The organism is Streptomyces sp. NPDC031100 (assembly GCF_055570785.1).
The window spans coordinates 483,359-497,328 of sequence record NZ_JBVIGN010000001.1; the positions used below are offsets into that span (position 1 = coordinate 483,359).

Below are 13,970 nucleotides of genomic sequence, written 5' to 3' on the forward strand. Positions count from 1 at the left end.
TGGGGTGCAACGACGTCGTGACCGTGTGGTGGCGGTGTGGCGCGGAAGCGTTCGTTCGCTGGCGGTACTGTTCGGCGAATGAGCAGCCTTAATCTGGACGACTTCACCGATCTGATCGAGCGCCCGGACGGGGGCGTACGCCGTGACGCCGAGGCCCGCCGGGAGCGTCAGATCGTGCCGCCCGGGTCGCTCGGGCGCCTGGACGAGCTGGGCGAGTGGCTGGCCGCCGCGCAGGGCGCCGTACCGGTACGGCCGGTCGAACGGCCGCGGGTGGTTCTCTTCGCCGGTGACCACGGCATCGCCGAACTCGGCGTCTCCGCACGTCCCGCCGGCAGTGCCGAGCAGCTGGTGCGGGCGGTGCTGGAGGGCGGCAGCCCGGTGTCCGTCCTCGCGCGCCGCCTCGACGTGCCCGTGCGGGTCGTGGACATGGCCCTGGACTGCCCGCCGGACGCCTTTCCGGAGGAGGTCGTACGGCACCGGGTGCGGCGCGGCAGCGGTCGTATCGACGTCGAGGACGCGCTCACCGCGGACGAGGCCGAGGCGGCCTTCCGGGCGGGCGTGGCCGTCGCCGACGAGGAGGCCGACTCGGGGACGGATCTGGTGGTGCTCGGCGATGTGAGCGTGGGCGGGACCACGGCGGCCGCGGTGCTGGTCGCGGCGCTGTGCGGGACCGACGCGTCCGTGGTGACCGGGCGGGGCGGGCTGCCCATCGACGACCTGGCGTGGATGCGCAAGTGCGCGGCGATCCGGGACGCGCTGCGCCGGGCGCGGCCCGTGCTCGGGGACCAGGTGCAGCTGCTCGCGACCGTGGGCGGGGCCGATCTCGCCGCGATGACCGGGTTCCTGCTCCAGTGCGCGGTGCGCAAGCTGCCGGTGATCCTGGACGGCGTGGTGGCCGCCGCGTGTGCGCTGGTCGCGCAGCGGATCGCGTTCCGGGCGCCGGACTGGTGGCTGGCCGGGCACGACAGCGGGGAGCCGGGGCAGGCCAAGGCGCTGGACCGGATGGCGCTGGAGCCCCTGCTGGAGCAGGGCGTCAAGGTCGGCGAGGGGCTGGGCGCGCTGCTTGCGCTGCCGCTGGTCCGGGCGGCGGCGGCGCTGGCTGCCGAGCTTCCCGAGCAGGACGGGAAGCCCGAGGAGGAGTAACCGGTAGCCGGAAAAGGATGGTTCGCCGGAGCAGCCCCCATATGATCCTCCCCCATGGGAGATGCCCGAATTGCCGCGGAACAGCAAGCCGAGCCGGAGCGGCGGGCCGGCGGGAGCTCCCGCCGGGCCGCCGCGTTCGCCGTCTGGTACCTGCGGGCCGTCGCGTTCATCAACTTCCTGAGTGCGGTGTGGGTCTCGCTGGGCCAGGACGTGCGCCGGCACAACCAGGAGAACTACTTCACCCCCTACCTGCTGACGGCCGGCTTCGCCTCGGGCGTGTTCACCGCGTTCCTGGCCATCACCATGCGCCGGCGCAAGCGGGCCGCGTGGATCCTGAACCTGGTACTGAGCGGCTCGTTCCTGGCCCTGTTCGCGTTCGCCATGGCGTTCCCGGAGATCCGGCGGTACGCCCAGAACTGGGTCTCCCTGGTGCTGACGGCCGCCTTCGTCGGGGCGCTGCTGGTCGGGCGCCGGGAGTTCTACGCCAAGGGTGACCGGTCCAACCCGCGGCTCGCCGCGACCGTGGCGGTCGGCGGCGGGCTGGTCGCCTCGCTGCTCGCCGGGCTGCTGATCACGGTCACCAACACGGCGCCGGACGCGGCCCGTTCGACGTTCCTGGAGCGCTGGCACTACGGCACCCTGCGGCTGGTGTCGGTGGCCGCCGAGGAGTCCCGCTTCCCCGGTATCGACCCGCCCAACTGGGCCAACGTGGCGGTCAACGTGCTCAGCACGCTGCTGGTGCTCGCCGTCCTCTACGCCGCCTTCCGCTCCCGGCGCGCCGTCGACCCGCTCACCGAGGGCGACGAGAAGCGGCTGCGGGTGCTGCTGGAGCGGCACGGCGAGCGGGACTCGCTCGGCTACTTCGCGCTGCGCCGGGAGAAGAGCGTGGTGTGGTCGCCGACCCGCAAGGCGGCCGTCGCCTATCGCGTCGTCGGCGGGGTGAGCCTGGCCTCCGGGGATCCGCTGGGCGACCCGGAGGCGTGGCCCGGGGCGATCGTGCCGTGGCTGGTCGAGGCGCGGGCGCACGGCTGGATCCCGGCGGTGATGGGGGCGAGCGAGGAAGCGGGGACGATCTACGCGCGGCACGGCCTGGACGCGCTGGAACTCGGTGACGAGGCGATCGTGGAGGTGGCCGAGTTCACCCTGGAGGGGCGGGCGATGCGCACCGTCCGGCAGGCCTACAACCGGGTGAAGCGGGCCGGGTACCGGGTGCGCATCCGGCGGCACGCGGACATCCGGGCGGAGGAGATGGCGTATCTCGTCGAGCGGGCGGACGACTGGCGGGACGGGGCGACCGAGCGCGGGTTCAGCATGGCGCTCGGCCGGCTCGGGGACCCCGAGGACGGGCAGTGCGTGATGCTGGAGTGCACGGACGCCGAGGGCCGGCTGCGCGCGCTGCTCTCCTTCGTGCCCTGGGGACCGCACGGGCTGTCCCTCGACCTCATGCGACGGGACCGGGATTCCGACAACGGGCTGATGGAGTTCATGGTCATCGAGCTGCTGCGCCGGGCCCGCGAGATCGAGATCACCCAGGTCTCACTCAACTTCGCCATGTTCCGATCGGTCTTCGAACGTGGGGCGCGCCTCGGTGCCGGACCGGTGCTGAGGCTGTGGCGGTCGCTGCTCAGCTTCTTCTCCCGCTGGTGGCAGATCGAGTCGCTGTACCGCGCCAACGCCAAGTACCGGCCCATCTGGGAGCCGCGGTTCCTGCTCTTCGAGAAGAGCGCGGACCTGCCGCGCATCGGCCTCGCCTCCGCGCGGGCCGAAGGCTTTCTGGAGGCGCCGGGACTGCCGAAGTGGCTGCACCGCAGGCACCTGGACACACACCGATGAGGAACGCTTGATGAGGACGCTCGCCCGCTGGGCCCGTGCCGAGTGGGGTCTGCTGTACGTCACCGTGCGCGAGCCCCTGCTCAAGCGCCGCCGGCGGGCGCTCCCCATGACCCTCGGGGCGGTGTGTCTGACCGCGCTGCTGCAGTTCGTGCAGAACCGGCCGTGGGGCTTTCAGTTCGTGCAGAACGTGGGCGCCGTACGGGCCGAGGACCCGCTGGGGCTGGCGCTGCTGCGCACTCCCCTGTCGCTGTTCGTCCCGGCGCTGGACCTGCCGGTGTGGGGTGCGCTCGCGCAGATCCTGTTCGTGTTCGGGATCGCCGAGGCGTGCCTCGGCTGGTGGCGGACGCTGACCATCGCCTACGTCGCCACGCTCGCCGGGACGCTGTACGCGCGCCTGGGCATCGAGCTCGGCCCGCACTCGCCGTTCGGCCTGCCCTGGACGGACGCGCAGGTCGTGGACACCGGCCCGTCGGCGGCCGTGGTGGGACTCGCCGTGTACGTCAGCTGGCGCTACGGCGCCTATGTGACGGCGGGTGCGGTGACCTTGGCGATGGTGGTCGAGGTGCTGGTCAAGGAGAACCTGGCGGGCAAGGAGCATCTGGCCGCGCTGATGGGCGTGGGCACGCTGTGCCTGGTGGCGGCGCTCCGGCACCGGTACGGGTACCGGCTGCGGCGCCGTCAGCGGCGGCGGGGCAGCCGGGCCGGGCGCGGGTCGGGCTTGCCGCCGATCCAGTCCTGAAAGGCGTGGCGGGGTCCGGCCCAGCGGCGGTCGTGGCGGTAGGCGCGCAGGGCGGCCCTGGCGCGGGCGCGGGGGCGGCGGCCGTAGAAGCGGCGGGCCCAGAAGGAGCCGGGGCGGGCCAGGCGGACCGCGCCGACGAGGGCGATCAGCGGCACGATCACGCCGAAGATCGCGACCCGGGCCTTGCCCTTGCTCAGGGCGATCAGGGAGAAGAAGAAGTTCACGGTGATGTTGAGGATGACCGTGCCCCGGTCCTGGAGTTCCTCCGCGGACAGGTCGTTGACGCCGAACGGCGAGAACCCGGCCAGCAGCAGGCCGACGAGGGCGGCGGTGAGCACGACGACCTCGACGCTCTTGCGGCCCTCCTCGGTCCAGTAGACGTCGTCGAGGTGCAGGATCAGCGCGAACTCGTCCAGGACGAGCCCCGCCCCCATGCCGAAGACGACCGCGGCGACGGCCCCGCCGGCGCCGTGCCGGTCGCTGGCGACGGCGCCGAAGCCGCCGATGACGGTCAGCACCACCCCGGGGACCACGTGATGGATGTGCAGTCCGCCCGCCCTGACGTTGCCGAAGGGGCCCCGGCCGGCCCGGATCAGCCGGACGATCACACGGGTGACGACGAAGGTGAGGACGAAGGCGGCCAGCGCCAGCAGCAGCGGAAGCTTCCCCGGCTCCAGGATGTTCCGCTCCCACCAGTGCCCCATGTGCGCACTTTATCCCCAGCTCCTGCAAGGGGCCGGGCAACGGCCCGGTACCCTGCGCCGGTGCTCAAGTCCTCCCCTCTCGACGGTCTCCGCTTCGCCTTCGGCACGCTCTCCGTGCTGCCCGTCCGGGTGCACCGGTGGGACCGGGAGGCCGCCCGCGGGGGCATGCTGGGCGCCCCGGTGGTCGGACTGGTCGTCGGCAGCTGCGCGGCGGGGCTCGGGCTGCTCCTCCTCTTCCTGGGCGCCGGTCCGCTGCTCGCCGCCGTCGCCGCCGTCGCCGTACCGGCCGCGCTGACCCGTGGGCTGCACCTGGACGGGCTCGCCGACACGGCGGACGGGCTCGGCAGCGGCAAGCCCGCCGAGGACGCGCTGCGGATCATGAAGCAGTCCGACATCGGGCCGTTCGGGGTGCTCACCCTCGTCCTGGTGCTGCTGGCCCAGGTGGCCGCGCTGGCGCAGCTGTACGGCGACTCCTGGGTGCGGGGCGGCACCGCGGCGCTGACCTCGGCGGTCGTGGCCCGCCTCGCGCTCACCCTGGCCGCGCGCGCCGGGGTGCCGGCCGCCCGTCCGGAGGGCCTCGGGGCGGCGGTCGCCGGGGTGGTACCGGTGCCCGGCGCGCTGGCCGTCACGGCCGCCTTCACGATCGTCTCGGCCGCCTGGGGTACGACCCTCGGCCCGTACGGCGCCCTGCGCGCGGCGGCCGCGGTGCTGCTGTCCCTCGCCGCCGCCGACCTCCTGCTGCGCCGCTGCACCCGCCGCTTCGGCGGGGTCACCGGGGACGTGTTCGGCGCCCTCGCGGAGACAGCGGCGACGACCGCGCTCGTGGTGCTGTCCCTCGGGCGCTAGACAGGGCCTAGGGAGGCTAGGGGTTTCCCGGCGGTCGTAGTACGGGACCGGCAGGGCGCTCATCGGTGGGCGGTCGCCCTTCCCAGCAGGCCACGGACGAGGGCGATCTGGGCTGCGGCCGCGGCCGCGTACACGACGAGCGCGACGGTGTGCGGGGCGCCCGCGTGGGTGAGCAGGGCCAGCGTCTGGGCGAGGGCGGCCGCCGAGCAGACCGCCGTCGTGCCGAGGACGGCACCGAAGGACTGGAGCAGCAGCCCCGTCCACAGCACCACGCCGAGCGCGAGCAGGGCCGCCACGCGCTCGACGGACGGGGTGGGCGTGCGGGGCCACAGCGCGTCGGTGGCGAGGGCCAGGGCGAGCAGGCCGGCCAGATGGCCGGTGAGACAGCGGACCAGGACACGGGCCGTGGCCCGGCGGAACGCCCTCGCCGTGTCGCTGGCCCGCAGCGCCGCCAGGCTGCCGCTGCGGAAGCGGTACAGGAGCCATTCGGCGGGGCCCATGCCGAGCGTCAGCGCGAGGGCGCTGCGCTCGGCTTCGGCCAGGGTGTCGGCGAGGGATGCGTGGACGACCAGCGCGCCGGTGGCGAGGCCGAAGACCGCGTACGGCAGGGAGTTCAGCAGGCGGGGGCCGGTTGAAGTGCCGCGCAGGTCGGACACAGCCCCGCGCCCCTTTACGGCCGGGGCTACCTCCAGGAGGCCCAGGACAGCCACTGCGGTGAGCGAGGTCAGGAGGAGGGTCAGGCGGGCGGGTTCCGGGAGGGGGTGGGCCAGGGCCACGAGGGCGCCCGCTGTCATGGGTGTCAGGGCCGCCAGCAGGATCCGCTCCCGGCCCAGCACCAGCAGGACCCCGGACGCGCCCAGGTAGCACGACTGGCCGGCGGCGAAGGCGGCGGCGGTCGGGTGGGCAGGGCCCGCGACGGCGACGGCGACCAGTGTGCCCAGCAGCATGCCTGCCGGGGCGCCGAGCAGCAGGCAGTGGCGGGCTGCCGTGCGGTCGCCGAGGCTCAGCCAGGAGTAGGCGCGGTGGGCGAGTCCCTGGTTCCAGGCCCAGCCGCACAGGGCCCCGGCCAGCAGGGTGCGGGTGCCAGGCGGGAGGCCCGAGGACGCGTGCGGGGCGGTGAGCAGGGGGGCGCCGAGGACGTAGGCGAAGCCCGGCAGGGCGAAGACGAGGCCGCGTAGGAGGCAGCCGAGCAGGTCGGTCCGCCACGGGTCGGGGAGTTCGCCGTCCGGCTCGGGGTGGCGGCGCGGGATGCGGTCGTACAGTGCCTCGGCGAGTGCGAAGGAGTCGCGTACGCCGTAGCGCTCGCGTATCTGGCCGTCGGACAGGCCGTCGGACTCCAGCAGGGCCGCTATCTCGTCGGGGTGGACGGCGGCCGCCACGAACTCGTCCAGTTTCCCGGCGAGTTGGTCCACCGGGTCGGGCTGCGCCCAGGTGGGCCGGCGCGGGATCGCGGGCAGGGTGCGGGCGGGTGTCCGCAGGTCTTCGCTCACCGGTCGGTCCCCTCCGTCGCCACCGCCGCGTACCAGGGGTCGCGCAGCTCCTCGGTCCAGTCGGCGACCGTCTCGACGGTGGGCTCGTAGACCTCGGGGAGACCGGCGAGTTCCTGGTAGATCGTGCGGAAGTTGTCGACCGAGCGGCGCAGGGTGAACCGGTCGATCACCCGCTGCCGGGACGATTCGCCCAGTCGCAGGCGCCGTTCGTCGTCGCGCAGGAGGGTGAGGGCGGCGGCCGCCATCTTCTCCGGCTCGCGCGGCGGGACCACGAGGCCGGTGTCGCCGACCGCCTCGCGGACCCCGCCGACGTCCGTCGAGACGGTCGTACGGCCGCAGGACATGGCCTCGATGATCGAGAACGGGAAGCCCTCGGAGATGGAGGACAGCATGACGAGGTGGCCGGCCGCGTAGGCGCGCCAGACCTCGGTGATGCGGCCCTCGAAGGTCAGGCCGTCGGTGACGCCGAGTTCTGCGGCGAGTTTCTCCAGGCGGGTGCGGTAGGCCTCGCCGCCGGGCGGGACCGGGCCGAACAGCCGGAGCCTGGTCTCGGGGAGTTCGGCGCGGACGAGGGCGTAGGCGCGCAGCAGGGTCTCCAGGTCCTTGATGGGGTCGACGCGGCCGCACCAGGTGAGGGTGGGCACGTCGGGTTCGGGCCCGGCGTGCGGGAAGGCGTGCGGGTCGACGCCGTTGTAGACCGTGCGGATCTTGTCGGCGTCGGCGCCGCCGCGCTCCTCCCAGCGGCGGTTGTACTGGTTGCACGGTGTGATCAGGTCGGCCGCGCGATAGCCGTGTGAGTTCAGTTCACGGTAGAAGCCGAGCATGAACGCCTTCACGGGCCAGCGGTGTCCGTCGCCCCGCTGTCCCAGGTAGCGCTCGCGCAGATAGATGCCGTGCTCGGTGAGCAGGAACGGCACCCCGTCGAGGTGGTGCGCGGCGAGCGCCGGCAGGGTCGCGAGGCCGCTGCTGACGGCGTGCGCGACCGAGTCCTCGGGGATGCGCACCCCGAGCGGGCGCAGGGCGTGTTCCAGCAGGTCGGTGGCGGTCAGCGCATCGTGCACGGTGGGCCGGGCGGCCGCCGTCGGCAGATGCGGCATCGTCCAGATCCACTGGAGCGAGCGGAGCGCGGACTCGGTGCGCAGGGCCGCCGAGAGCCGACCGTCACGGGCGATGACGGCCAGCTCGTACAGCGCCTCCCCGAAGTCGCAGCGCGCCTCGGGGTCGAGGAAGGACAGCAGGAGCTGCTCATAGGCGTCGGTGAAGCGGCGCCGGGCCCTGCCCCGAGGGGCGCGGGCCCGGCCGGGGCGTGGGCCCCAGGTGGGCACGGTTATGTGCCGATGGACGTTCGGCGGCAGGTCCCAGGTCACGGGTTCGCGGCCGCTGCCGGTGAGCGAGACGAGGTGGAAGGAGACCTCCGGCATGCCCTTGACGAGCTGGTCGCACCAGGTACTGACCCCGCCGTGGACATGGGGATAGGTGCCTTCGGTGAGCATGGTGACGTGACGGCCGGTACGGATGGTTCCCCCTGGGGCGCCGTGGAACTCGGGCTGGTCCGTTACGGCAGCTTCAAGGTGATCGCGGCCTGGAGCAGCCCCGGTGTCGCCCACGCCGAACGCTCACCCGCATACGGCGCTCCGAACGCGGTGCTGCTCAGCAGGAGTTGCTGCCTCGTCCCCTCCGGTGCCGTCACCGGGATCTGGGTGCCGGACGGGGCGGTGACCGTGACGGTGTCGCCGATGCGGTAGGCGGTGACCCTGCCGTTGTCGAGGGCGGTCTGCCACGTGGCCCGGTTCTGCAGCTCGGCGCCGATGGCGCTCTGGCGCAGGTTGACGATCGGGGTGTTGGCGGCGAACAGGGCCTGGTAGTCGGCCAGGACGCGGTCCAGGACCGGGTAGAGGATGCGGTCCTCGGCCAGGTTGGACTGGTGCGCGTAGTGCGGGCGCGGGTCGTTGGCCAGTACGTGCCCGAGGTCGGTGCGGGCCTCGGTGGGAACGATGTAGTCGGTGTAGCCGGTGGACGTGTCCAGCGGCCGTGCGAGACAGGTCGAGGCCGGGTTGTTCTCGCAGATCCCGCTGCCGCCGTCCGCCTTGGACGTGTAGATCCAGTTGTACTCGTCGGCCATCTCGGCCTTGGTGCCCGTGTTGTAGTACACGCTCATCGGGTAGCGCGGGACGGTGAGCGTGCTGCTGCCCACGGCCCGCTGCTCGGACTCGCGGGAGTTGTCCGAGGCGGTCCACTTCACTGCGTTGGCGGCGAGCGCCGGAGCGAGGTTGGGGTTGTCCTGGGGCTGCTGGGGCAGGGTCTTCAGGCCCGAGTGCTCGCCGGTGACCAGCTCGCTGCGGTCAAGGGAAAGACCGTGCCTGAGCGCCCAGTCGTAGTTGTCGGAGATCTCGGCGGAGATGGCGGAGCGGCTGACCCACTGCGTCGAGCCGTCGGCGTTCCTCGCACAGCTCCACGGCACGGTCGAGGTGTCCTGGACGCAGCCGAGGAACAGGTGGGTGTAGGTGTGGTTCACCCAGCGGTACTGGGTCTTGTCCGCGAGCAGCCGGTCGGTCAGGGCGTCGGTGCCGCCGTTCTCGCTCTTCCACTCCTCGCCGGCGCCCGCGTTGAACACCATGTCGAGGGTGAAGCCGTGGCTCTGCTCCCAGGAGGCCGCGTACCGGGCGTCGTCCGCGGTCATCCGGATGGGCGTGGTCGTGTCGGTGCCGCCGCTGCCGCAGTCGATGTCACCGGGCGTGCAGTTGCGCGCGGTGTCCCAGCGGGCGTCCGGTGCGAAGACGTCGTCCACGTGGAGGGCGAAGTAGTTGCGGGCCTGCCCCAGGTGCACGCCCTGGGTCAGCCACTCCACGATGCCGCGCGCGAGCACCCGGAACTGCTGCTGGTACTGGTTGTAGGCGAAGGTCACCACCAGCTCGCGGCGCCCGTCGTGGGCGTACTCGCCGAGCAGGCTGCCGGTGCCGGTGCCGCCCGGCACGGGGGTGTCGACGTAGCTGGTGAAGCCGGTGCGGGGCTGGGCGACGAAGCCGTAGCTCTCGTCCACCGAGGGCGAGTTGTCCTCGAAGGAGAAGGCGCCGTCCAGGTAGCCGAAGGGGCCGGCCTTGCCGGCCGCGGTGACGGTGGCCGTGCGCCCGTCGAGGGGGCCGGCGTAGCCGCCCGCGTCGGTGTAGTCGAGGCCGACCTCGGGGTGGGCCCAGGTGTAGGCGTCGACCTGCGGGATGCCGTACGTCTTCTCGTACGCCTCCAGGGCCGTCTGCTCGGCGGAGCCCGCGCCGAACGGGGCTTCGTTCGGCAGGACGACGCCCTGGAACTTGGCGCGGGGCCGGCCGCCCACCGTGTCGCTCAGGAAGGCGGCGGTGAGGGTGGGGCGACCGGAATCGGCCAGGTCGACGGTGGTGTACGGGATGCCCTCGCTCTTGAGCTGCGCGGTGATCGCTCCGACCGGGCTGCCGCCGTCGTCGACGACCAGGACGCGCAGGTCGATGCGCGGGTCGGTGGCGGCCGAGGCGGGCGGGGCGGCGAGCCCCAGTGCTATCAGTCCTGCGGCCGTCGCCGTGACGGTGGTGGCTCTCCAGCGGTGCGCGCGGTGTGCCATGGCAGGTTCCTTCCCCCCAGAAGATCCCCCGTGGTGAATCCACGGAGAATCAGTGGAAATGATGCGAATCGGTAGGCAGCCGGCCCACCGGAACCCGACGAGTGTGGCTCAGGTCACCCACACCCGGGGGCGAGAAGTGGACACGACGCCACGCAGGGGTGAACGCCCGCAGGCATGAGCGAACGGGCACACGCGCGTAGTCTCGTCACGGGTGTTCGCCGACAGGGTGAAGGCCCCGGTTGCCACATGCCCCCAGGCGTGGACCTAGGGTCGGCTCTCGGGCCCGGTCGACCCACCCCTCATCGGCCACAGCAACTTCACATCGGAAGCGAGATTTCACCACCGTGACTGCTCTGACTCTCAGCACCGCCGCGGCGCCCGGCCTGCGGGCCGACGCGATCGTCGTCGGTGTCGCCAAGGGCGCCAAGGGCCCCGTCGTCGCGCCCGGCGCCGAGGCCGTGGACCACGCCTACGACGGCAAGCTCGCCGGCGTTCTGGAGACCCTCGGCGCCTCGGGTGCCGAGGGCGAGCTGACGAAGCTGCCCGCCCCGGCCGGCTTCAAGGCGCCGCTCGTGGTGGCGGTGGGCCTGGGCGCGGAGCCCGAGAAGGACGCCGGGTTCGACGCCGAGGCGCTGCGCAAGGCCGCCGGTGTGGCCGCGCGGGCGCTCGCCGGTTCGAAGAAGGCCGCGTTCGCGCTGCCCGTCGACGGCCCCGGTGCCATCGGCGCGATCGGCGAGGGCGTCCTGCTCGGCGCCTACGCCTTCGACACGTACAAGGAGTCCGGCCAGGACGCCAAGGGCAAGAACGGCAAGGCGCCGCTGGCGGAGGCCTCGCTGCTCGGCGGCAAGCCGCGGGACGCCGCCCACAAGGGTGCCGTGGCCCGGGCCGTCGCGGTCGCCGAGGAGCTGAACCGCTCCCGCGACCTGATCAACATGCCGCCGAACGACCTCAACCCGGCTGCGTTCGCCGCGGTGGCGCAGGAGGCGGCCAAGGAGCACGGCCTCAAGGTGCAGGTGCTCGACGACAAGGCCCTGACCAAGGGCGGCTACGGCGGCATCCTCGGCGTCGGCGGCGGCTCGGCCGCGACCCCGCGCCTGGTCAAGCTGACGTACACGCACCCGAAGGCGGAGAAGCACCTGGCCTTCGTCGGCAAGGGCATCACCTACGACTCGGGCGGCATCTCGCTGAAGCCGGCCGGCCACAACGAGACGATGAAGTGCGACATGAGCGGTGCCGCCGCCGTGTTCGCCGCGGTCGTCGCCGCCGCCCGCCTCGGCCTGGAGGTCAACGTCACCGGCTGGCTGGCGCTGGCCGAGAACATGCCGTCCGGCTCCGCCGTGCGCCCGGGTGACGTGCTGCGCATGTTCAGCGGCAAGACCGTCGAGGTGCTCAACACCGACGCCGAGGGCCGGCTGGTCCTGGCCGACGCGCTGTGGGCGGCCTCGCTGGAGAAGCCGGACGCGATCGTGGACGTCGCCACGCTGACCGGCGCGATGATGCTGGCGCTGGGCAGCCGGACGTTCGGGGTCATGGCGAACGACGACGCCTTCCGTACGGCGGTGCACGAGGCCGCCGAGGAGGTGGGCGAGCCGGCCTGGCCGATGCCGCTGCCGGAGCACCTGCGCAAGGGGATGGAGTCCTCGGTCGCCGACATCGCGAACATGGGCGAGCGGATGGGCGGCGGGCTGGTCGCCGGTCTGTTCCTGCGCGAGTTCGTGGGCGAGGGGATCACGTGGGCGCACCTCGACATCGCCGGCCCGGCGTTCAACGAGGGCGGGCCGTTCGGTTACACGCCCAAGGGTGGTACGGGTTCGGCCGTACGGACGTTGGTGCGTATCGCCGAGCTGACGGCCGCCGGCGACTTGGGCTGACTCGCCTGAGAGCCCGGTCCTTTCCGTAGTACGGCTCCGCCGCGTGGGGGCTGGTCGCCCCCGCGCGGCGGAGCCGTATATCGGTACAGCCCCGTGCCCCTGCATCAGCTCACCCTCGTTCTCAGCCGCACGTGGGGTGTCTCACACTCCAGCCCGGCGTCTCGTCCGCCTCGAACAAGTGCAAAGATGGAGCCCGGCAGGACAGGGCCCCCACCGAAGGGCCGAAGCATCAAGCGGCCGGACACCAGCCGCCCGCCGGTCACTGGAGACCGGTCTACGGCGCACATGCATGGAGGACGTGACGTGGCGAACGACGCCAGCACCGTTTTCGACCTAGTGATCCTCGGCGGTGGTAGCGGTGGTTACGCCGCGGCCCTGCGCGGGGCGCAGCTGGGCCTGGACGTCGCCCTGATCGAGAAGGACAAGGTCGGCGGCACCTGCCTGCACCGGGGTTGCATCCCCACCAAGGCCCTGCTGCACGCGGGCGAGATCGCCGACCAGGCCCGCGAGAGCGAGCAGTTCGGCGTCAAGGCCACCTTCGAGGGCATCGACATCGCCGGGGTCCACAAGTACAAGGACGGCGTGATCTCCGGCCTGTACAAGGGCCTCCAGGGACTCGTCGCCTCCCGGAAGGTGACGTACATCGAGGGTGAGGGCCGCCTGTCCTCCCCGACCTCCGTCGACGTGAACGGCCGGCGCGTCCAGGGCCGCCACGTCCTGCTGGCGACCGGCTCCGTGCCGAAGTCGCTGCCGGGCCTGGAGATCGACGGCAACCGGATCATCTCCTCCGACCACGCCCTCGTCCTGGACCGCGTGCCGAAGTCCGCGATCATCCTGGGCGGCGGTGTCATCGGCGTCGAGTTCGCCTCCGTGTGGAAGTCCTTCGGCTCGGACGTCACGGTCATCGAGGGCCTGAAGCACCTCGTCCCGGTCGAGGACGAGAACTCCTCCAAGCTTCTCGAGCGCGCGTTCCGCAAGCGCGGCATCAAGTTCAACCTGGGCACCTTCTTCCAGAAGGCCGAGTACACCCAGGACGGTGTCAAGGTCACCCTTGCCGACGGCAAGGAGTTCGAGGCGGAGGTCCTCCTCGTCGCCGTCGGCCGCGGCCCGGTCTCGCAGGGCCTGGGCTACGAGGAGCAGGGCGTCGCGATGGACCGCGGCTACGTCCTCGTCGACGAGTACATGCGGACGAACGTCCCGACCATCTCCGCCGTCGGTGACCTGGTCCCGACGCTCCAGCTCGCGCACGTCGGCTTTGCCGAGGGCATCCTGGTGGCGGAGCGTCTGGCCGGTCTGAAGACCGTCCCGATCGACTACGACGGTGTCCCGCGGGTGACGTACTGCCACCCGGAGGTCGCCTCCGTGGGTATCACCGAGGCCAAGGCCAAGGAGATCTACGGCGCGGACAAGGTCGTCGCTCTGAAGTACAACCTGGCGGGCAACGGCAAGAGCAAGATCCTCAACACCGCGGGCGAGATCAAGCTCGTCCAGGTGAAGGACGGTGCCGTGGTCGGCGTCCACATGGTCGGCGACCGCATGGGCGAGCAGGTCGGCGAGGCGCAGCTGATCTACAACTGGGAGGCGCTGCCGGCCGAGGTCGCCCAGCTCATCCACGCCCACCCGACGCAGAACGAGGCGCTCGGCGAGGCACACCTGGCGCTGGCCGGCAAGCCGCTGCACTCCCACGACTGAGCCTTCGGTCACGGGCGCGACGACACAGACTTCCGCAATTCGTAAGGAGCAACCGAAACC

10 protein-coding genes are annotated in these 13,970 nt (G+C 72.4%); 6 read left to right on the forward strand and 4 right to left on the reverse strand.

The window, feature by feature from the left end; all coding sequences use genetic code 11:
- Window positions 1-78: 78 nt before the first annotated feature.
- The 3 genes from cobT to ACZ5DS_RS02240 are packed head-to-tail and all read left to right on the forward strand — an operon-like array spanning window position 79 to window position 3,715.
- On the forward strand, window positions 79-1,143 hold the full coding sequence (gene cobT, locus ACZ5DS_RS02230) for a nicotinate-nucleotide--dimethylbenzimidazole phosphoribosyltransferase (protein ID WP_468233080.1): 1,065 nt from the start codon (window positions 79-81) through the stop codon (window positions 1,141-1,143).
- 54 nt (window positions 1,144-1,197) lie between these two features.
- Window positions 1,198-2,976 (forward strand): phosphatidylglycerol lysyltransferase domain-containing protein, encoded by a 1,779-nt coding sequence (locus ACZ5DS_RS02235; RefSeq protein ID WP_468233082.1) that lies wholly within the window; start codon window positions 1,198-1,200, stop codon window positions 2,974-2,976.
- A gap of 10 nt (window positions 2,977-2,986) precedes the next feature.
- Entirely contained in the window at window positions 2,987-3,715 is a 729-nt protein-coding gene (locus ACZ5DS_RS02240; RefSeq protein ID WP_468233084.1) for a hypothetical protein, read from the forward strand.
- Here ACZ5DS_RS02240 and ACZ5DS_RS02245 read toward each other — a convergent pair.
- Window positions 3,655-4,419, reverse strand: a complete 765-nt coding sequence (locus tag ACZ5DS_RS02245) for a hypothetical protein (RefSeq protein WP_468233086.1) — start codon at window positions 4,417-4,419, stop codon at window positions 3,655-3,657. The two genes, ACZ5DS_RS02240 and ACZ5DS_RS02245, sit on opposite strands and share 61 nt — an antisense overlap.
- A 60-nt stretch (window positions 4,420-4,479) precedes the next feature.
- On the opposite strand from ACZ5DS_RS02245, the gene ACZ5DS_RS02250 reads away from it, so the two are divergent.
- On the forward strand, window positions 4,480-5,265 hold the full coding sequence (locus ACZ5DS_RS02250; RefSeq protein ID WP_468233087.1) for an adenosylcobinamide-GDP ribazoletransferase: 786 nt from the start codon (window positions 4,480-4,482) through the stop codon (window positions 5,263-5,265).
- A 59-nt stretch (window positions 5,266-5,324) separates the two neighbouring features.
- On the opposite strand, the gene ACZ5DS_RS02255 is transcribed toward ACZ5DS_RS02250, so the two are convergent.
- The 3 genes from ACZ5DS_RS02255 to ACZ5DS_RS02265 form a co-directional block, all read right to left on the reverse strand.
- Window positions 5,325-6,755 (reverse strand): hypothetical protein, encoded by a 1,431-nt coding sequence (locus ACZ5DS_RS02255; protein WP_468233088.1) that lies wholly within the window; start codon window positions 6,753-6,755, stop codon window positions 5,325-5,327.
- Window positions 6,752-8,248, reverse strand: coding sequence for a GT4 family glycosyltransferase PelF (gene pelF / locus ACZ5DS_RS02260; RefSeq protein WP_468233090.1), 1,497 nt, complete (start codon window positions 8,246-8,248; stop codon window positions 6,752-6,754). The genes ACZ5DS_RS02255 and pelF overlap by 4 nt, the downstream gene beginning before the upstream one ends.
- Before the next feature lie 62 nt (window positions 8,249-8,310).
- Complete coding sequence (locus ACZ5DS_RS02265; protein WP_468233091.1) at window positions 8,311-10,347, reverse strand: hypothetical protein; 2,037 nt, start codon at window positions 10,345-10,347, stop codon at window positions 8,311-8,313.
- 344 nt (window positions 10,348-10,691) lie between these two features.
- On the opposite strand from ACZ5DS_RS02265, the gene ACZ5DS_RS02270 reads away from it, so the two are divergent.
- Complete coding sequence (locus ACZ5DS_RS02270) at window positions 10,692-12,218, forward strand: leucyl aminopeptidase (RefSeq protein ID WP_468233093.1); 1,527 nt, start codon at window positions 10,692-10,694, stop codon at window positions 12,216-12,218.
- A 303-nt stretch (window positions 12,219-12,521) separates the two neighbouring features.
- The gene (gene lpdA / locus ACZ5DS_RS02275) at window positions 12,522-13,910 is read left to right on the forward strand and encodes a dihydrolipoyl dehydrogenase (protein WP_468233094.1); all 1,389 of its coding nucleotides are present in this window, start codon (window positions 12,522-12,524) and stop codon (window positions 13,908-13,910) included.
- Window positions 13,911-13,970: the final 60 nt, after the last annotated feature.

Coding starts and splice junctions, on each gene's coding strand:
- cobT (WP_468233080.1), top strand. CDS start 79: ATGAGCAGCCTTAATCTGGACGACTTCACCGATCTGATCGAGCGCCCG.
- ACZ5DS_RS02235 (WP_468233082.1), top strand. CDS start 1,198: ATGGGAGATGCCCGAATTGCCGCGGAACAGCAAGCCGAGCCGGAGCGG.
- ACZ5DS_RS02240 (WP_468233084.1), top strand. CDS start 2,987: ATGAGGACGCTCGCCCGCTGGGCCCGTGCCGAGTGGGGTCTGCTGTAC.
- ACZ5DS_RS02245 (WP_468233086.1), bottom strand. CDS start 4,419: ATGGGGCACTGGTGGGAGCGGAACATCCTGGAGCCGGGGAAGCTTCCG.
- pelF (WP_468233090.1), bottom strand. CDS start 8,248: ATGCTCACCGAAGGCACCTATCCCCATGTCCACGGCGGGGTCAGTACC.
- ACZ5DS_RS02265 (WP_468233091.1), bottom strand. CDS start 10,347: ATGGCACACCGCGCGCACCGCTGGAGAGCCACCACCGTCACGGCGACG.